Here is a 19,074-nt window from a genome sequence, read left to right on the forward strand (position 1 = left end):
GCTGCGCCGCCGCCGGCACCTCCGGGCTCGCCCTCTGGTTATGCGCCGCCCCCAGGGCCCGGCCCGGCCGCACCCCCGTCGCCGCCCGAGCCGGAAGCCGGAGCAAAGGGCGGCCTCTTCGGTAAGCTGATGGGCAAGTCCAAGCCTGAGCCTGCAGCGCCGCCGCCTGAGATGGCGCCGCCGCCCGACATGGCTCCGCCGCCGGGCGAGATGCCGCCTCCGGGTGCTGCGTCAGGGCCGGCGGATGCCGCGTTCGACGCATCCTTCCCGGGCATCGATGACGACCCCTCGGCGGCGGATGCGAATTTGGCCGCTGAGGCCTTCGGCGAATCGCTTGCCACCGCGAGCGCGGAGCCGGAAAAGAAGAAGCCGCCTGTCGTGGCGATCGGCTGGGGCATCCTCGGCATCATCGTGTTGGGCGTGCTCGGCCTGTTCTTCCTCGCGCCGCAGACCACGGTCTCGATCCTTCCCGGCGCCTCCCATCTGTACTCGGCGCTCGGCATGCAGGCCGGTGCGCAAGGCCTCCAGTTCGAGGGCGTGCGCTACGGCTGGACTAATGCCGGCGGACAGAACGTCCTCGAGGTGCAGGGCAGCGTGCGCAACACGAGCTCAGGGGCGATGAGCGTACCGACGGTGATCATCGTTCTACGCGACGAGAACGGGGAGGAGATCTCCGAGTGGACGACCGAGGTGGGTGCCGCAGAGCTCGGGCCCGACGAGGATGCACCGTTCTTGAAGCAAATTCCGGCGCCGCCCAGCAATGTGCGCAGTCTGAAAGTGCGCTTCGCAAAGGCAGGCTAGGGATCGTTCGGCCCGGCCGATGCCGGGCCGTTGATACAAGGCCGGCTGGGCAAGGGCAGCTTTGCAATGGCGGAACCGCCCGCGTTACATCCGATCGCGACACTCTACAGCGCGAAGGCGATCGCGGCGCGTGTCGATGCGCTGGCGGCCGGGATCGCCGATCGCAAGCTGCATGCCCCCCTCGTCGTCGCGGTGCTGAAAGGCAGCTTCATCTTCGTCGCCGATCTGATCCGCGCACTTCACGCCCATGGTCTGACGCCTGAGATCGACTTCATCTTTCTGGCGAGTTACGGCAGCGATACAGAAGGCGGTGCCGTCGAAATTCTGCGTGACGTGGAATCGGATATCGCCGGCCGCGACGTGATGATCGTCGACGATATCCTGGACTCTGGCCGGACGCTTCTCTTCGCCAAGGAGCGGCTGCGCGCCAAGGGCGCACGAACCGTGCTGAGCTGCGTTCTCCTCGACAAGAAGGCCCGCCGGACAGAGATGGTGACCGCGGACTTCACCGGCTTCGAATGTCCAGACCGCTTCGTGGTCGGCTACGGCATGGACCTCGGCAACCGCTACCGCGAGCTGCCCTTCATCGGCACTATCGAACCGGCCGGCTAGCGGTCGAGGATCGTGCGGATCTCCACCAGGTTCGCGCGCACCCTCAGAATGTAGAAGCCGAGCGTTGCCAGATGCGACGGCATGATCCAGCCGGCCTCCGCGCCGTTGGAAATGATGAACGGCGTGATGTTGAGCGAAGCGCGCAACTGCTCTTCCAATTCATCCCAAATGGCTTCCAAGCGTCGTTCCTTGATGACGTCCTCGAAGTCCGCGCGCGCCGCGGTCAGGATGCCGTAATAGGCATACACCTGTCCGTACGCGAACCAGAAGCGGTCGTCGGCCCGCGTGTCGAACCAGCCGCTGTTGTAGTTCTCGGAGCGCTCGCGCAACACGGCGGAGGTCGCGCCGATGTCCCTGGCGATGCGGTCGACAAATTCCAACAGGTTGTCGGCCCGTGCATCGAAGACCGCGTCGCATTTCTCGAGCCGGTCGTTGAACTTGTTCAGATCCTTGATGGCCGACCGGTAGAAGCTCGGCGTCGGCGTCTTGGGGCCGAATGGGCTCAGGGAAAAATACCACGTGGATTCGTTGAACTGCAGATCGCCGCGCGCTTCCTGCAGGTCCTTGTCGACCTGGGAGGTGCCCCGCACGCGGCCCAAAGCGTCGACCAGTTCCACCGAGGTCCGCTGGACGGCCTGATGCGCGCCGCGCTGGAACGCCGCCTTGTTGTCGAAGAACGGCGTCGCCTCCCACGGGATGCCGAACAGGCCCATCTTGTACAGCAGCATCGACGAGATCCAGGCGTTCTCGTTGACGTTGAAGTCCGTCAGGTTCGCGGTGGCATCGACGATCATCGAACGCCGGCAAGTCTTGTCGTTCGACCGGCTGGCCGCCTTGTCGGCTTCGTCCGGGTCGCCGCTGACAATGCCGCCGCTCGGCTCGGGAAGGTCGCCCGCTTCCTTCGTGGCGTTGGAATAGGCCTGCGCGTAATCGGGGTCGAATCCGTTCCAGACCTGGGTAGTCCAGAAGAAATAGCCGTAGAGCGGCACGAGCACGATGAGGAGGACGATGATCGTTATTTTGAGGATCATGCCGACGCGTCCGAACAGACCGCCGAGCCAAATGAAGGGTTTCGCAATGAAATTGAGAATGGATTTCAGCATGGACGGGCCGTCTCCTGACGCGAAAGGACTGTTGCCCAGACATATAGGGTGAGGGATGGCAGTTTTCTGACGGCGCCGTCAAAAAAGGCGCGGGAAACCTAGAAGGAGCGGATCAAGCGCTCCAGGTAGTCGAGCTCGAGGGTCGGCCGGCTGGGGTCGCCGATCCGCCGGCGCAGCTCGTCCAAGACCTCGCGGGCCTTTTGAATGTCGATCTCGTCGGGAACCGCTACCGACAGTCCAAGGTCGGGACGGTTGGAGCGGTCCGGCCGTCCCAGCGGGTCGCGGCCGTTGGAGCCGGGGCCTTGTCCGCCCTCCATCTCGCCTTGCGCCATCATTTGCTGCGCCATGGACTCGGTGCCTTCGCGCATCCGGTCGAGGGCCAGCGTCTGGTTCTGCGCCGCGCGGTCGTAGTTCTGCTCGGCGATGTCCTGCTCGGCCTGCTCCATCGCATCGCTCGCGCCTTCGAACTGCTCGGGCGGCTCTCCGCCCGCTTGGCGCATGCGCTCGATCAGCTGGTCCAGCTTCTTGCGCAAAGCCTCCTGGCGTTGCTGAAGGCTGCCTTGCGAGCCTTGCTGTTGCTGCTGGCCGAGTTGCTCTTCTCCGCCGCCGGGGGCGTCGCCTTGGCGTCCCGATTGGCCTTGCGCCCGTGCGCCGGCCTGACCGCCTTGGGGCATCTGGTCCGACAGCGGCGACATGGCGTCGCCGAAGCCCATGGGTGAGCCGGGCGGGCTGACGTCGAACTGCTGGTTCTGGCTACGGCCCTGACCCTGGCCTTCGCGCTGCTTGCGCTTCTCGCCAAACGTCTCGTCGAGCAGTTCCTGCTGGTCCGAGGCGACCTCGTCGAGATCGCGCATCATCTCCTGCGCCTTTTGCTGCTGCTCGCTCTGCGGTTGGTTGTCCGCTTGCAGCCGGTCGAGGATGTCGTTCAGCTCCGACAGCATCTTCTCGGCCATGTCCTTCGAGCCCGCTTCCGCGAGGTCCTTGATGCTCTCCAGCATCTTGTCCAGGTCCTGCTCGGAGACGAGATCATCCCGATTGTTCTTGGGCTGACCGGCAATGTCGGTTTGGTCTTTCTGCTGCGCCGCGAGGGCCTGCAGATAGCGCGACAGCGCCGCGCGCAATTCTTCGATGCGCTTCTTGATCTCTTCGGCCGGCGCGTTCTCGCGTAGCGCCTGCATGAGAGCATCCTGTGCGGACCTCAGATCCCGCTCCGCGGCCGGCAGGTCGCCTTCTTCGATGCGCAGGGCCGTGGACCACAGTTGATCGACGACTGCCTTCACCGACTCGATCGAGGGATCGTTGTCGAGCCGCCAGTATGCGTTACGCAGGGATAGATAGACGACCGTGTCTTCGGTCGCCTTCTCGCCGCCGAGCGTCAGCGCGCCCAGCGCGCGGGCGACGCGGGGTGTTTGGCCGGGGTCCATCACCAGGTTGCGGCGCTGCTCGATCACGGCTCTGGCCAGCGGTTTGGTGAAGCTGCGGGCCGGCAGGATCAGCGGATAGGGTTCGCTCGTGCCGACCTGGTCGGCCTGGTCGCGTGCGGTCAGGGTCATCACGACCTGAAGTCCGGCCCAGGGATGGGCGGTCAGATCCTGGGTGGCCCGGCCTTCGACCTTTTTCGCGTTGCTGCGCGGCAGCTGCAGCACGATCTTCGGCGGCGCGAACAGGGGCTCGACTTCGGCGAGGTCTCCCCGCTCTTCGTCGGGCATGTCTCCGGCCATGTCTTCAGCCATGTCGGACATTTCGCTTCCGGCCAGAACGAACTGAGCCTCGGCGCTCGCCACGCCGTAGTCGTCGGTTGCGCCGTACTCGACCCGTAGAGCGCCGCGCGGCATTGAGGTCGGCGCGGTCAGAAGGCTGATCTGGGGCGCGGCGTCCTCGATCATCGAAAGTTGCCATTGTGCGACCGTCGATCCGCCGATGCGGAGATCGGCCGTCACGGGGCTTAGGAGGCCGGCGTGAAATTCCATCAGACCCGCTGCCGACCCTTCCTTAGGCTCGACGGTCCGGGTCTCGCCCGTTTCGTCGGCAAGCGTCAGGGTCACGCGATCGCCGTCGGGCGCATGGGCGCGGACAATGAGTTGGCTGCGCACGGGTACGGACAGGGCCCGGAAGGTCTCGGCTCCCCGGCCCACTTGTTCCGTTCCGTCGGCGAGGACCACCGGCGCCATGGCGGTATAGACAGGCGGCGTGATCCACGCATCGAGGCGCACCAGTTGCGTCGAAGCGGTGGCTGCCGGAAGGAATGCTGCCTTGATCCGCGATCCCGCATCGCCGCCCGCGGCGAAGAATGCCACGACGAGCGTCAGCACCAGTGCGGCCCGGATTGCAAAGGGATCGTCGCGATCCGCCCGCGGCTTCGGCCAGGACGGCTTCAAGCGGGCCACCAGCCGCGCCAGACGCTTCCGGTGCAACGCCCAAAGCTGAGCCGGTGCCGTACCGGGAGCCGCTTCGAGCGTGTCCTCGTAGGACGAGGCGGGCCGGTGCTGGATCCCCGAATCGCGTTCGAGCCGCCGCAGGGCCTCGGCGCGCGTCGGTACGTCGATGCGCCAGAGCGGCACCAGCGCGACCACGAAGGCGACGAGGAAAAGGCCAAGAAGGATCTGATGGGCCAGCGCCGGGAGCAGGCTCCAGCCGCCGAGCAGGGAAAAGACGAGGAACGCGCAAACCACGACGAAAGGCCAGAGCAGCGCCTCGAACGCGCGCTCGACCAGAAGCGAGAGCCAGCTCAAGCCGACACGGCGCTCGAAGCGGCGCTTCAGCGTGTCCGGGGCGGGTGCAGTGGTTGCAGCGTCTTTCGAGCGGGACGGTCTCGCCATGATCCGAAATATCTAGCACAGACGGGCGCGGAGCCCAGATTACATCACGGTAATTTTCCTAGAACTTTCCTTGGCCAACCGGGCGAATTCGGGGCGCGGCGGCGCCGAATTCGCCTAGAGCCAGTCCGGAAGGCGCTCGGCCGCCAGCATGTCCTCGTAGCTCGGCCGGGGCCGGGTCACGCAATAGTCGGAGCCCGAGACCAGCACTTCGGGGACCAGGAGGCGGCTGTTGTATTGAGAGGCCTGGACCGCGCCATAGGCGCCGGCGGTCATGACGGCGATGAGATCGCCGGGATTGAGCTCCGGCAGGGGCCGCGCGAGAGCGAGATAATCGCCGGTCTCGCAGACGGGTCCCACCACGTCCGTGATGCGTGTGGCCGTCTCGGGCCCGGGTTCGACGACCGGCAGAATCCGGTGATAGGCCTCGTAGAGCGTCGGCCGGATCAGATCGTTCATGGCAGCGTCCACGATCGTGAACGTCTTTTCCGGCGCGGTCTTCACGTAAAGGACTCTCGACACGAGGATCCCCGCATTACCGGCGATCATCCGGCCCGGCTCGAACAGAAGCCGCACGCCGAGGTCGCCCATGGACTCGTTGACGAGCCGTGCATAGTCCGTCGGCAGCGGCGGATCCGGCTCGTCGGTCCGGTAGGGAATGCCGAGCCCGCCGCCGAGATTGACGAACTCGATGGCAACGCCCGACCCGCGCAACGTCGTGACCAACTCCTTGAGGAGCGCGAAGGCGTTTGCGAACGGTGCAAGGTCGGTGATCTGGCTGCCGATATGCATATGGACGCCCGCCGGCTGGATGCCGGGAAGCTCGGTTGCCTGGCGATAAAGCGAGGGCGCCGCGCCGAAGGGGATGCCGAACTTGTTCTCCGCCTTGCCGGTCGAAATCTTGTGGTGCGTGCCGGCGTCCACGTCCGGGTTCACGCGAAAGGCGATACGGGCCGTCTTGCCCTTCGCGGCCGCGACCTCGCTGAGGGCGTAGAGCTCCGGTTCGGACTCGACGTTGAAGGCGTAGATGCCTGCGTCCAGTGCGAACGCCATTTCGTTCTTGGTCTTGCCGACTCCGGAAAAGACCACGCGCTCACCCGGCACGCCGACGGCCAGCGCCCGGCGCAGTTCGCCTTCGGAGACAACATCCATGCCGGCGCCTTGCTTGGCGAGCGTCGCCAGCACGCCGAGATTGGAGTTGGCCTTGATGGCGTAGCAGACGAGCGTGTCCGCGCGCGCGGCGAACGCATCGGCGAAGACGCCGATGTGCCGCTCGAAGGTCGCGGTGGAATAGCAATAGAAGGGCGTTCCGACGTCGGCGGCCAAAGCGCACAGATCGACGTCCTCGGCGTGCAGCACAGGGTCCTCGGATACGCCGCGCCGGTAGGCGAAATGATGCATGGGACGAAAGTTGTCTGGGGCCTAGATCGTTCGGGCCGGGCTAGTGAATAATGTCGTCGAGGATCGGGATGCGCCGATCAGGAGCGTCGGACTGTTTGGTGGAGGGGTCGGCGGGAACCTCGGGGTAGCGGGCCTCGGGACGCTCGAGCGAACCGCGGCGCCCGCAGCCGGAAAGGCCGACGGCGAGAACAAGCGCCAATGATAAGAGAATGCGCGCGGCGCTTCCCATCACTACCATCCCTTGAGGGTCTGACCCTGTCTTCGTCTAAAACGCGTGTCCCGCGAAATAAAGTCCCGTACCGGCGGGCGTCTTGCGCGCCCGTCCAGACCTTCTTTTATCGCGAGACGGCGTCCTTCTCCAAACGCTTTATCCAGCGCTTGGCCTCGCGCCTCACGTTCGAGGGGGCCGTGCCGCCGTAACTGGTCCGGCTTTTCGCGGAGCGGGCGGGATCCAGGACGTTGAACACGTCGTCGGTGATCCTGGGTTCCACGCCCTGCAGGTCGGACAGCTGCAACCGCTTGAGGTCTATGCCTTTTTTCTCCGCAAGCGCCACGATCGTGCCGGTGATGTGGTGCGCCTCGCGGAAGGGCGTGTCGAGGTTCTGCACGAGCCAGTCGGCCAAATCCGTCGCCGTGGAGTATTCGCTCCCGGCGGCTTTCTTCATGGCCTTGGCGTTCACCTCGAGGTCGGCAACCATGCCGGAAAGGGCGGAAATCCCCAATTTCAGGGCATCGAGCGCGTCGAAGACGGGCTCCTTGTCCTCCTGCATGTCCTTCGCATAGGCCAGCGGCAGCCCCTTCATGACCATCAGCAGCGCCTGGAAGGCGCCGGCGATGCGGCCGGTCTTGGCCCGCACCAGCTCCGCCGCGTCCGGGTTGCGCTTCTGGGGCATGATCGAGGACCCGGTGGAGAACGAATCCGACAGCCGGGCAAAGCCGAACTGAGGCGATGTCCACAGCACGATCTCCTCGGCAAGCCGGGAAAGGTGGATCGCCGCGATGGAGGCGGCCGCCAGCGTCTCGAGCGCGAAGTCCCGGTCGGAGACCGAATCGAGGGAATTGGCCGTCGGCCGGTCGAACCCAAGCGCCTTCGCCGTGTGCTGCCTGTCGACCGGGAAGCTCGTGCCGGCGAGCGCCGCCGATCCCAGCGGACACTCGTTCAGCCGCTTGGCCGCGTCCAGAAACCGGCCGCGGTCGCGGGCGAACATCTCCACATAGGCGAGGCAATGATGGCCGAACGTGATGGGCTGGGCGGTCTGCAAATGGGTGAACCCCGGCATGACCGTCGCGGCTTCCTCGAGCGCCCGGGTCGCCAACGCAAGCTGAAGCTGCGCGAGTCCAGCCTCGATGAGGCCGATCTCGTCGCGGACATAGAGCTTGAAGTCGGTGGCAACCTGGTCGTTGCGGGACCGGGCCGTATGGAGCTTGCCGGCCACCGGACCGATGATCTCCTTCAGCCGGTTCTCCACATTGAGGTGAATGTCCTCCAAGGCTCGCGAGAAGTTGAAGTCGCCCGCCTCGATCTCGGCAAGGATTTGGTCGAGTCCATCGGCGATCTTGGACGCATCGCCGGGCGCGAGAATGCCTGTCGCCTCGAGCATGGCGACGTGCGCTTTGGACGCCTCGATGTCGTGCCGCCAGAGCCGCTTGTCGAAATCGATGGAGGCATTTATGTCCTCCATGATGTCGGAGGGGCTAGAGGCGAAACGGCCGCCCCACATTGTGTTGGTCATGATGGTCCGGTCTGAAACTTAGGTGAGTTCTTAAGAACTCAGGTTCAAAGAGAACGTCGTGAACAGTTCGCAGAAACGCAAGCACACGATATCCCCGGCCACATATGCGGTCGCAGTCGCGGTCGCACTCCTTGCCGGGTTCGGCACGGTATATTGGCTTTCCACCCCCTCTGACAATCGTTCGGACGCAGCTTCCTCGTCAGGGTCCGCTTCGGACCGGACCGGCGGCGCGGTCGCGGGGCCTCTCAAGGGACTGAATACCGGCGCTATGACGGCTTTCGTTGTGCGGCCCGAGCCTGTGACGCTCCCTGATTTCGCCTTCGAAGCCCCCGGCGGAGCGACGGTGACGTCCGAGGATCTGAAGGGCAAGGTTGTGCTCTTGAACGTCTGGGCCACGTGGTGCGTGCCATGCCGGGAGGAGATGCCCCAGCTGAACGCGCTGCAATCCGAGCTGGGCGGCGATGGCTTCGAAGTGGTCGCCCTCAATATCGACAAGGGCGGTCCGGAAAAGGCCGAGACGTTCCTGGAGGAGACAGGGGCGACCGATCTCAAGGCCTATTACGATCCGAGCGGCAAACTCTTTTCGACGCTCAAGGCGGTGGGCATGCCGACCACGCTGCTGATCGGCCCGGAAGGGAAGGAGATGGGGCGTCTCGTCGGCCCCGCTAATTGGGCCGCCCCCGAGGCCAAGGCCTTGATTGAGGCTGCGATCGGCGCAGCGCAAAGCGGATCCAAGTGACGCAAGTCCAGCCCGACGAGGTGGTCCGCTATTGGTTCGAGACGCTCTCGCCGGATGACTGGTATCGAGCGCCGCCCGAGGTCGATGCGGAGATCGCGCGCCGGTTCGGCCAACTCTATGAGAGTCTGAGAGATGCGGTCCCCGGCGACTGGCTACGGACGCCGCAGGGCAGGCTTGCTGCGATCCTCGTGCTCGATCAGTTTCCCCGTAACATCCATCGCGGCACACCTCAGGCGTTTGCGACGGACGACAAGGCCTTGGCGCTCTCGAAGGACGCCATCGCGGCCGGGGCGGATATGGAACTGCCGGAGGAGCAGTGCGCCTTTCTCTATATGCCGTTCCAGCACGCGGAAAACTTGGCGGAGCAGCGCCGGTCCCTCGAGCTCTTCGAGGCCCTGGGCAACCCGAACAATCTGGATTTCGCCGTCCGCCATTATGACATCATCGCGCGGTTCGGCCGGTTCCCGCACCGGAACGACGTACTCGGCCGGGAGTCCACGCCGGAAGAGCTCGCGTTCCTGAAAGAACCCGGCTCGTCGTTCTAGGCCGCCGCTAGCGCACGGGCGCGAGCGCGTCTTCCTCGAGCCGATAGGTGTAGTTGCAGGTTTCTTCCTTGGGCCGGTTGCAGGGCAGACCGTAGGTCGTCACATGCATCTGACGCTCTTTTCCGCTCGTGGAGAATTTGTGGCTCTTCACGAAATCCTCGAAGACCTTGTCCCAGTCATCGCCGCTCGAATAGTAGAGCTGCAACAGGCAACCGTTCTCGCTACAGGCCGGGTTGCTTCCGTTCTTACAGACGAGCTTGCTGTAGTCGGCGATCCAGTCAGGCCGGCCGTCGCCGTTGAGGTCGTCACTCTGCAAGACGTTGGCGACGTCGGGCTTCCCGTCTTCCTTGCGACACCGATCCGCGGCCTCTGCGACGGTCTCGGCCATCTCGTCCGGGAACTCCGCCATAAGCTCCGCCGCCGCATGTGGCGCAAGCGGGCCCGATAAACAGGCCAAGGCTGCGAGGGTCGAAAGGGTAAGCCTGAATGTCACGGTGCGAGGGCTTCAGTTCAAGGGTGGCAACGGTGTCGGTATGTCAGCCAGTCGCGTGACCGGCGTCTGCGACGGGAACAGGTCCGGCGTGAGTTCCGGCCGAATGGCCCCGTAGTTCGGACCGCAAATGATCTTCCCAAGATGTACCGGACGGTCGTCCCGGTCGGCCGGCAGGGGCAGACCGTTCAAACTGGTTCCGAACAACGATTTCCAGAAATAGCGTTTGAAGCCGTTCTCGAGGAGTTGAGCGGCGCGTTCGTTTCGGATGCGGGTCGATTTTTCACCGAGGACAACGGCTACCAGCTTACGGCCGTCCCGTGTCGCGCTGACCACGATGTTGAAGCCGGAGTGGCAGATGAATCCCGTCTTCATGCCGTCGGCACCGTTGAAGGTGCGCAACAGGCCGTTATGTGTCCGGAGCTGCCGCTTCGCGACGCTGACCGATTTCATCGAGAAGATATCGGCGTATTCCGGGAACTCGATAATGAGCGCGCGCGCAAGGCGCCCCAAATCGCGTGCGGTCGTATATTGCTGCTCGTTCGGCAGGCCGTGCGGATTCGCAAATTGGGTGCTGGTCATCCCCAGCCGTTTAGCCGCCTCGTTCATGCGTTCGATAAAGGCTTCCTCGGATCCGCCGACGGTCTCCGCCACCATGACGGCGACGTCGTTGGCGGACTTGACGATGATGACGCGGATCGCTGTTTCGAGCGGAATCGACGAGCCGACGGGCAGTCCTAGCTTCGTGGGCGGCTGGGCCAGGGCATTCTTGGTGACGATGGCCGGCGTGTCAGGCTTGACCTCGCCGTTGCGCAGCGCGTGGAAGGCGACATAGGCCGTCATCATCTTGGTGAGCGAGGCCGGAAACCAGAGCGTGTCGGGGTCCTCGGCGTAGAAGACGGTGCCGTTGTAGGGTTCGAAGACGAGGGCGGGGCTGGCTTTGGCGGCGCTTGAACCCAGAAGCGCGGCAACGGCGACAAGGCAAAAAAAGGCACGCCTCAGCATGAAAATTTATCCCCTTCGGTCCTTGCGCCGCGCATATGTCCGGATCGCCGCGGCACGGCCGAGACTGCACGGAAACATGTCTCCGGCTCAATCCCCCAGCGCGGATCGGCCGCCTTGTTTCACACGCAAATTCGACTGTTCCGTGACAGGCACCACCCTGGTGGCCGCAAGACCTGTGCAGCCACTCTACCCGCCGCAACACTAGCGTCCTTGCGCGGTTTCGCAAGCCGCGGCGGGTGACTTCCGGGCCCTTTTCCGCCGGCTGAGGCTAGACGGCACGGTGGTCGAGGATCCAATCGGCTGCGGCCGGGAGGTCCTCCGCCATTGCCGTCGGCGAGGGCTCGAAGCGGTGCTCGTCCCTATCGCGGTATTTGCCGGTGCGCACGAGAATGGCCTGTGTCAGGCCGGCCTTGAGTGCGCCGGCGACATCGCTTTCCGCGTCGTCGCCCACCATCACGGCGTCCTCGGGCCCGCAGTCCATGCTGGCAAGCGCCGCTTCGAAGAAATCGGGCGAGGGCTTACCGAGCACGATCGCTTCCTTGCCGCTCGAATATTCCAAGGCGGTCACGAAGGCGCCGGCATCCAGGCTGAGCTTCCCGTCGTCGTCCATGAAGGTGCGGTTCTTGGCGAGCGCCAGAAACGCGGCGCCATCGATGAGTTCACGGAAGGCGCGGTTCATATTCTCGTAGGAGAATTCGCGGCCCGCATCGCCGACCACGACCGCGCGGGCGGGCCCGTCGCAAGTATCGGCGAACTCCTTCTCTAGGTTCGGATGAACCAAAAGAAGCGGTGAAGCGTCGTGCTTGGCGAGCCAGGTCCGCGCGGCTTGGCCGGGCGTGAATAATTCTTCGCCGGTGATTTCGAGACCCAGCCCCGTCAGGCGGCTGACCAGTTCCTTCTTGGTCTTCGTCGTCGTGTTGGTGACGAAGCGGATTGGCAGCCCGGCCTCGTGCAGCCGGTGCACGGCCTCGACCGCGCCGGGGAGCACATGGTCTCCCTCGTAGACCACGCCCGCCAAATCGAGAAGGACACCACGGATCATATCCGCAGCGTGGCGTAGAACGCGTGCCCGGATCAAGCGCCGCAGCGTCGCGGGGCTGGCACCGGGAAGGGCTGTGCAGGGCCGTGCCCTATCACCGCGCGATCAATCGCCCTAGTGTTACGCTTTGATCCGCAAGCCAACGACAAGCCAACAAGAAGTCAGTGCGAACCCGCGCATGAGTGCCCTTTTCGAAGAACTTGATTATTGCCCGACCCCGATCGGGGCAGTGAGCTTGCGCCGGCGCCGGGATCTCAAGCTCGGCGTGGACGTGTTCGAAATCAAGCTCGGCGACGAGTCCCTGATGACGAGCCTCTTCACCGCGTCCGAGATCGCCTTGGCGCGACTCGGGATTGCGGCGCTGGACGATGCCAGGGCGCCCAACATCGTCGTCGGCGGTCTTGGGCTCGGCTACACGGCGCAAGCTGTTCTGGAAGGCGCACCGGACGCCTCGCTGATCGTTGTGGAAGCGCTCGCGCCCGTGATCGAATGGCACGAAAACGGGTTGCTGCCGCTCGGAACGGCGCTCGCGGAAGATCCGCATTGCCGCCTGGTCCAGGGCGACTTCTTCGCGATGGGGGCGTCGGAGGAAGGGTTCGATCCTGAGACGCCCGGGCGCTCGTTCGATGCGATCCTCGTCGATATCGATCATTCGCCGGCGGCGCTGTTGGACGAGCGCAGCGAGTCCTTCTATCAGCCGGATGGTTTGCGCAAGCTCGCCCGGCATCTTCGGCCCGGCGCCGTGTTCGGCTTGTGGTCGGACGCGCTGCCCGACGACGCCTTCCTCGCGCGCCTGGACAGTGTCTTTGCAGAGGCGCGCGCCGAACCGGTCACGTTTCACAATCCGCTGCAGGACCGGCCGTTTACCCAGACGGTCTATGTCGCGCGAACCGAACCGGGAGCGGCGTCATGAGAGCGACGGAAGCGGACCTGCGCGCGCTGAGGGCGCAATTGGCGGAACGGCTGCGCGACTTGCGCGATACGAGCGAGACGACGGCGGACAATCGCCGGCCCGTCGAGCTCGACCAGACGTCCGTGGGCCGGGTGTCGCGCATGGACGCTATGCAAGTCCAGGCCATGGCCGTGGCGACGGAGCAGCGCCGTCACGACGAGGCGCGGCGCATCGAGGCCGCAATCCAGCGTATCGACGAGGGCGAATACGGGTATTGCACCGCCTGCGGCGAGGAGATCGCCGAAAAGCGCCTGGCGGCGGATCCTGCCGTCGCCACGTGCATCAAGTGCGCCGCGTGAACGGCGCCGGACTCAGAGTCTCTCGGTGATCAGCACGAGCCGCAGGTCGTTGACATTGGTCATAGTCGGGCCCGTTTCGAGCAGGTCGCCGATGCCTTTGAAGAACGAGTACGGATCATTGTTGGCCAGCATGGCCTTGGCGCTGATGCCGGCCGCCTCGGCGCGCTTCAGCGTGTCCGGATAGAGCAGCGCGCCGGCATTGTCTTCCGATCCGTCCACGCCGTCCGTGTCGCCGGCCAGGGCGTAGATGTTCGGCATGCCGTCCAGCGCGATGCTCATGGATAGCAGAAACTCCGTATTCGGACCGCCTTTGCCGTTGCCGGTGAGCGTGACCGTAGTCTCGCCGCCCGAGATGAGCACGCATGGCGGCTCCACGGGCTGACCGCGCATGGTGCATTGGCGCGCGATGCCTGCGTGAACCAGCGCCACGTCGCGGGACTCGCCCTCGATGCTGTCGCCGAGGATCACCGGCGTCACGCCGGCGTCCCGCGCGACCGCGGCCGCGGCTTCGAGCGAGGCCTGAGGCGTGGCGATCATGACGTTCTCGACACGGTCGAAACATTTGTCGCCGGGCTTGGGCGTCTCCTCGATGGTCTCAAGCACCTGCCGCACATTGGCGGGCAGATCGATCCCGTATTTGTCGACGATGGCGATCGCGTCGGCATTGGTGGACGGGTCGGGAACGGTCGGTCCGGATGCGATGATGGAGGCATCGTCGCCCGGCACGTCGGAGATCATCAGAGCCACGACTTTCGCGGGGTATGCGGCACGCGCGAGCCGTCCGCCCTTGATGGCCGACAGATGCTTCCGCACCGTATTCATTTCGGAAATGGTCGCGCCGCTCGCGAGCAAGGCCTTGTTCACGGCCTGCTTGTCTTCAAGTGAAATTCCGTCCGCGGGCGCCGCCAACAGCGCGGAGCCGCCTCCAGAGATGAGCGCAAGCACGAGGTCGTCCTCGGTCAGATCTTGCACGGCCTTGAAGATGCGCTGCGCGGCTTCGCGGCCCGCGGCGTCCGGTACGGGGTGCGCGGCCTCGACGACCTCCAAGCGCTCCGTGGGCAGCCGATAGCCGTAACGCGTGACGACGACGCCGTCGAGCGGGCCATCCCAAGCGTCTTCCAGCGCCTTCGCCATGGCGCCGGATGCCTTGCCAGCACCGATGATGACGGTGCGGCCTTTGGGGCGTTCGGGCAGGTGAGGCGGTACGCAGAGCGAGGGCAGGGCGGCATCCACGCCGGCCTTGAACATGGCCTTCAGCAAGTCTTCTGGGGACATCTGGTCCGCTCCGCTCCCTGTTGATTGTTGTTGGCGATGAAACTGCACAGACGATTGCCAGAAGGCAAGCGAATGAATACGGTGCGCGTCCGTTTCGCGAAAATTCGCGTGTTCCAAAAGACAAGTGAGGCTGGGAGTAGACGATTATGTCCGAGGGCTCGAGCGAACAACACAGGAAGCCGAAATCTGATATCGAGATCAGTCAGGCGGCCACGATGCAGCCGATCCTGGACGTGGCTAAGGACAAGCTCGGCATCGAGGCGAAGGACCTTATTCCTTACGGGCACTACAAGGCCAAGGTCTCTCTCGACTATATCGACAGCCTCAAGGGCAAGCCGGACGGCAAGCTCATCTTGGTCACCGCGATCACGCCGACGCCAGCCGGCGAAGGCAAGACGACGACCACGGTCGGGCTCGGCGACGCGCTCAATCTGATCGGCAAGAAGACGATCATGTGCCTGCGCGAACCGAGCCTTGGTCCGTGCTTCGGCATGAAGGGCGGTGCGGCCGGCGGCGGCTACGCACAGGTCGTGCCGATGGAGGACATCAACCTTCATTTCACCGGCGACTTCCACGCGATCGGCGCCGCCAACAATCTGCTCGCCGCGATGATCGACAACCACATCTATTGGGGCAACAAGCTCGACATCGACGCGCGGCGCGTCACGTGGCGCCGCGGCATCGATATGAACGACCGTGCGTTGCGTTCCATCGTCACGTCGCTAGGCGGCGTGACCAACGGGTTCCCGCGCGAGGCGGGCTTCGACATCGTCGTAGCCTCGGAGGTCATGGCGATCTTCTGTCTGGCGAAAGACCGGGCGGACCTTCAGCGGCGCCTGGGACAGATTCAGATCGGACAGACGCGCGACAAGGCGGCCGTGACGGCCGACCAGATTTCGGCGGCGGGCGCCATGGCCGCGCTGCTGAAGGACGCGCTGGCGCCGAACATGGTGCAGACGCTTGAGAACAACCCGGCGTTCATCCATGGCGGCCCGTTCGCGAACATCGCCCATGGCTGCAACTCCGTGATCGCCACCAAGGCCGCGCTGAAGCTTGCGGACTACGTGGTGACCGAGGCTGGCTTCGGCGCCGATCTCGGCGCGGAGAAGTTCTTCGACATCAAGTGCCGCAAGGCGGGCCTCAAGCCCGATTGCGTGGTGATCGTGGCGACGATCCGCGCGCTCAAGATGCATGGCGGCGTCGCCAAGGACGATCTCAAGAAGGAGAATCTCGACGCGCTGGAGAAGGGCTTCGCCAATCTCGAAAAGCACATCGAGAATGTCCGCAAGTTCCACGTTCCGGTGGTGGTTGCGGTCAACCGCTTCTCGCTCGATACGGACGACGAGATCGCCCTGCTTCAGCGGCTCTGCTCGACGGCCAGCGCCGAATGCGTGATGTCCGACCACTGGGCCCTTGGCGGGGCGGGTGCCAAAGACTTGGCCGAAACCGTGGTCAAGACCATCGACACCAAGCCGTCGGACTTCCAGCCGCTGTATCCGGACGACACGCCGCTGTGGGACAAGGTGCGCACGGTCGCGCAGGAGATCTACGGCGCCGAGGACATTACCGGGCCGAAGGCGGTCCGCGACAAGTTCGCGGAGCTCGAAAAGGAAGGGTTCGGTAAGCTTCCGATCTGCATTGCGAAGACCCAGTACAGCTTCACGACCAATCCCGATGCCAAGGGTGTGCCGCTTGGTCACACCATTCCGGTCCGCGAAGTGCGGCTTTCGGCCGGCGCGGAGTTCATCGTGGTGATCTGCGGAGACATTATGACAATGCCGGGTCTGCCACGGGTTCCGGCCGCCAATAACATCGAATTGGACGCCGAAGGCAGGATTACCGGACTGTTCTAGCCGGGCCCTTCCAGGGAAAGCAAAAGGGTTGCCAGGGGCGCGAGCGGGCGCTACCACCATACGAAAGTCGTATGGTCTGGGCCTGCTTGGGCTCCGGGCAAACAACAATTCCCTAGGAGAGGAATCCCATGGCTGGAGCCAGGCGGCCAGGTCGTAATTTTCTATTTGTGCCGGGTCCGACCAATGTGCCGGACCGCATTCTCCGGGCCATGCACGTGCCGATGGAGGATCATCGGTCCCCTGACTTTCCGAGCCTGACAATCCCGCTCTTCGAGGAGATGAAGAAGGTCTTCCAGACCAAGGAAGGCCAAGTCGTCATCTTCCCGTCCAGTGGTACGGGCGCCTGGGAATCGGCTCTGACCAACACCCGTTCGCCGGGCGACAAGCTCCTCGCGCCGCGCTTCGGCCAGTTCAGCCATCTGTGGATCGAACTCGCCCGCCGTCATGGGCTCCAGGTCGTCGTGCAGGAGGAAGAATGGGGCACGGGCGCCGATCCGGACCGGATCGAAGAGGCGCTCCGGGCGGATAAAGCACACGAAATCAAAGGTATACTGGTGGTCCACAACGAGACCGCCACGGGCGTGACCTCCGACGTTGCCGCCGTACGGCGCGCCATCGACGCGGCCGGCCATCCGGCGCTGCTCTATGTGGATGGCGTCAGCTCCATCGGCAGCATCGACTTCCGCTTCGACGAATGGGGTGTCGACCTCGCCATCACCGGTTCGCAGAAGGGCATGATGCTCCCGGCCGGTCTCGGCATCCTCTGCGCGAGCCCCAAGGCGCTGGCGCAGATGGAAGCGGCCAAGTGCACGCGCGCCTATTTCAACCTCGCCGACCACATCAACGCGAATGCGGGCGGCTACTTCCCGTACACGCCTGCGCTGCCGCTGCTGTATGGCTTGCGCGAATCCCTGGCGATGATGTTCGAGGAAGGCCTTGAGAACGTGTTCGCCCGCCATCGCTATCTCGCGAGCGGGACACGGGCCGCCGTCGATGCCTGGGGTCTGTCGCTGTGCGCGAAGGAACCCAAGTGGCAGTCCGATACGGTCAGCGCGATCATGGTGCCGAACGGCTTCAACGGCGCCGATGTGATCGAGCGCGCTTATCGCCGCTACAATCTCGCGCTGGGTGCAGGCTTGTCGGAAGTCGCCGGCAAGTTGTTCCGTATCGGCCATCTTGGCGATCTCAATGAACTGATGTTGCTCGGCGCCATTTCCGGGGCCGAGATGTCAATGCGCGATGTCGGCATCCAGGTCGAGCCCGGTTCGGGCGTGGCAGCCGCGCAAGAGTATTTCCGCAACGCCTATGGCGCCGCCGATCAGCGCTTGGCCGCGGAGTAGGGAGCCGGGCACTTCACCAGCAAGGGCTAGGTTCATGACGAAACGCTACCCGGGGTAGGGCTCGCCCGCACCGGGGAGGTCATCACGGCGCGGGCGGTAGCCGCCGGCCGCACAAACAGGGGGGTTCAGTGGAACACGAGATCGTCTTCCTCGATCGCGAGTCGGTTGGCGCCGATGTCCGCAAGGCCAAATTTCCGCACAACTACACGGAGTACCAATCGACTTGGACTCCCGAGGATATCGTCGAGCGTCTGAAAGACGCGAGCATCGCGATCATCAATAAGGTGCCGATGCGCGAGGAGGTCCTCAAGCAGCTTCCGAAGCTCAAGCTGATCGCCGTCGCGGCGACCGGCACCGACGTCGTCGACAAGGCCTACTGCAAGGCCAACGGCATCACCGTCGTCAACATTCGCGGCTATGCGTTCAACACCGTGCCTGAGCACGTGATCGCGCTGATGTTCGCGTTGCGGCGTAATCTTCTCGCCTACATCGAGGACACGCGAAACGGACGCTGGGCCGAGGTCGACCAGTTCTGCTTCTTCGATCATCCGATCCGCGACATTGCCGGCTCCACCATGGGCGTCGTCGGCTACGGCGCCATCGGCAAGGCGGTCGCCAAGCGGGCCGAGTGCCTTGGCATGAAGATCCTGCCGTATGACGTGTTCCCGCAGGACGGGCTCGTCGATCTCGAGACGGTGCTCAAGGAAAGCGACGTCATCACGCTCCACTGCCCGCTGACGCCCGAGACGGCGAACATGATCGGCGAGAAGGAGCTGAAGATGATGAAGCCCACGTCGATCCTGATCAACACGGCGCGAGGCGGTCTCGTCGACGAAGCGGCGCTTGCCGAAGCGCTGAAAGCCGGCACGATCGCGGGCGCAGGGTTCGATGTGCTCACCACCGAGCCGCCGAAGGACGGAAACATCCTTCTGGATCTCAAGATGCCGAACTTCATCGTCACGCCGCACGTGGCGTGGGCGAGCCGCGAGGCCATGCAGATCCTGGCCGACCAACTCATGGACAACATCGATGCGTTCGTTGCGGGCAACCCGCAGAACGTCGTCGAATAAC

The 19,074-nt window shown here is 64.5% G+C and carries 18 protein-coding genes; 9 read left to right on the forward strand and 9 right to left on the reverse strand.

The features are described from left to right. On the forward strand, positions 1-801 hold an 801-nt coding region (locus AUC70_RS18280), incomplete at its 5' end, for an FxLYD domain-containing protein (RefSeq protein WP_162273586.1). A gap of 66 nt (positions 802-867) precedes the next feature. Further along, complete coding sequence (gene hpt, locus AUC70_RS03215) at positions 868-1,413, forward strand: hypoxanthine phosphoribosyltransferase (RefSeq protein ID WP_069443577.1); 546 nt, start codon at positions 868-870, stop codon at positions 1,411-1,413. Here the strand turns inward: hpt and AUC70_RS03220 are convergent. The 5 genes from AUC70_RS03220 to argH form a co-directional block, all read right to left on the reverse strand. After that, complete coding sequence (locus AUC70_RS03220; RefSeq protein ID WP_069443578.1) at positions 1,410-2,516, reverse strand: DUF2333 family protein; 1,107 nt, start codon at positions 2,514-2,516, stop codon at positions 1,410-1,412. The two genes, hpt and AUC70_RS03220, sit on opposite strands and share 4 nt — an antisense overlap. Positions 2,517-2,614: 98 nt before the next feature. Further along, positions 2,615-5,335 (reverse strand): TIGR02302 family protein, encoded by a 2,721-nt coding sequence (locus tag AUC70_RS03225; RefSeq protein WP_069443579.1) that lies wholly within the window; start codon positions 5,333-5,335, stop codon positions 2,615-2,617. 114 nt (positions 5,336-5,449) lie between these two features. Next, positions 5,450-6,733, reverse strand: coding sequence for a diaminopimelate decarboxylase (gene lysA, locus AUC70_RS03230; protein ID WP_069443580.1), 1,284 nt, complete (start codon positions 6,731-6,733; stop codon positions 5,450-5,452). Positions 6,734-6,773: 40 nt separating this feature from the next. Then, the gene (gene lptM / locus AUC70_RS03235; RefSeq protein ID WP_158007347.1) at positions 6,774-6,962 is read right to left on the reverse strand and encodes an LPS translocon maturation chaperone LptM; all 189 of its coding nucleotides are present in this window, start codon (positions 6,960-6,962) and stop codon (positions 6,774-6,776) included. A 106-nt stretch (positions 6,963-7,068) separates the two neighbouring features. Continuing rightward, a complete protein-coding gene (argH, locus tag AUC70_RS03240) occupies positions 7,069-8,466 on the reverse strand; it encodes an argininosuccinate lyase (RefSeq protein ID WP_069443582.1) in 1,398 nt (465 codons plus the stop codon). A 268-nt stretch (positions 8,467-8,734) separates the two neighbouring features. On the opposite strand from argH, the gene AUC70_RS03245 reads away from it, so the two are divergent. Beyond that, entirely contained in the window at positions 8,735-9,205 is a 471-nt protein-coding gene (locus AUC70_RS03245; RefSeq protein WP_141701930.1) for a TlpA family protein disulfide reductase, read from the forward strand. Beyond that, positions 9,202-9,750, forward strand: coding sequence for a DUF924 family protein (locus AUC70_RS03250; protein ID WP_342021948.1), 549 nt, complete (start codon positions 9,202-9,204; stop codon positions 9,748-9,750). The genes AUC70_RS03245 and AUC70_RS03250 overlap by 4 nt, the downstream gene beginning before the upstream one ends. Positions 9,751-9,757: 7 nt before the next feature. Here AUC70_RS03250 and AUC70_RS03255 read toward each other — a convergent pair whose 3' ends face one another. The 3 genes from AUC70_RS03255 to AUC70_RS03265 all read right to left on the reverse strand — a co-directional run bounded on the left by AUC70_RS03255 (position 9,758) and on the right by AUC70_RS03265 (position 12,287). Then, complete coding sequence (locus tag AUC70_RS03255; RefSeq protein ID WP_069443584.1) at positions 9,758-10,159, reverse strand: hypothetical protein; 402 nt, start codon at positions 10,157-10,159, stop codon at positions 9,758-9,760. A 96-nt stretch (positions 10,160-10,255) separates the two neighbouring features. Next, positions 10,256-11,245, reverse strand: a complete 990-nt coding sequence (locus tag AUC70_RS03260) for a D-alanyl-D-alanine carboxypeptidase family protein (RefSeq protein WP_069443585.1) — start codon at positions 11,243-11,245, stop codon at positions 10,256-10,258. Positions 11,246-11,513: 268 nt separating this feature from the next. Then, the gene (locus AUC70_RS03265) at positions 11,514-12,287 is read right to left on the reverse strand and encodes a TIGR01458 family HAD-type hydrolase (RefSeq protein ID WP_069443586.1); all 774 of its coding nucleotides are present in this window, start codon (positions 12,285-12,287) and stop codon (positions 11,514-11,516) included. Positions 12,288-12,462: 175 nt separating this feature from the next. Here AUC70_RS03265 and AUC70_RS03270 point away from each other — a divergent pair, with 175 nt between their 5' ends. Continuing rightward, a complete protein-coding gene (locus AUC70_RS03270) occupies positions 12,463-13,197 on the forward strand; it encodes a polyamine aminopropyltransferase (protein ID WP_069443689.1) in 735 nt (244 codons plus the stop codon). After that, positions 13,194-13,535: a TraR/DksA family transcriptional regulator gene (locus AUC70_RS03275; RefSeq protein WP_069443587.1), complete on the forward strand. Its 342-nt coding sequence runs from the start codon at positions 13,194-13,196 to the stop codon at positions 13,533-13,535. Before AUC70_RS03270 ends, AUC70_RS03275 begins: the two co-directional genes overlap by 4 nt. A gap of 12 nt (positions 13,536-13,547) precedes the next feature. Here the strand turns inward: AUC70_RS03275 and AUC70_RS03280 are convergent, their stop codons facing one another. Beyond that, positions 13,548-14,810: a glycerate kinase type-2 family protein gene (locus AUC70_RS03280; RefSeq protein ID WP_069443588.1), complete on the reverse strand. Its 1,263-nt coding sequence runs from the start codon at positions 14,808-14,810 to the stop codon at positions 13,548-13,550. A gap of 146 nt (positions 14,811-14,956) precedes the next feature. Between AUC70_RS03280 and AUC70_RS03285 the strand changes: the two genes are divergently transcribed. The 3 genes from AUC70_RS03285 (at position 14,957) to AUC70_RS03295 (ending at position 19,073) form a co-directional block, all read left to right on the forward strand. Beyond that, positions 14,957-16,663: a formate--tetrahydrofolate ligase gene (locus tag AUC70_RS03285; RefSeq protein ID WP_069443589.1), complete on the forward strand. Its 1,707-nt coding sequence runs from the start codon at positions 14,957-14,959 to the stop codon at positions 16,661-16,663. Positions 16,664-16,791: 128 nt separating this feature from the next. Next, positions 16,792-18,003 carry an aminotransferase class V-fold PLP-dependent enzyme gene (locus AUC70_RS03290; RefSeq protein ID WP_069443590.1) on the forward strand — a complete coding sequence of 404 codons (1,212 nt, stop codon included), beginning with the start codon at positions 16,792-16,794 and terminating at the stop codon, positions 18,001-18,003. A gap of 128 nt (positions 18,004-18,131) precedes the next feature. Beyond that, the gene (locus AUC70_RS03295) at positions 18,132-19,073 is read left to right on the forward strand and encodes a D-2-hydroxyacid dehydrogenase (RefSeq protein ID WP_069443591.1); all 942 of its coding nucleotides are present in this window, start codon (positions 18,132-18,134) and stop codon (positions 19,071-19,073) included. Position 19,074: the final 1 nt, after the last annotated feature.

Source organism: Methyloceanibacter stevinii (assembly GCF_001723355.1).
Lineage (GTDB): Bacteria > Pseudomonadota > Alphaproteobacteria > Rhizobiales > Methyloligellaceae > Methyloceanibacter > Methyloceanibacter stevinii.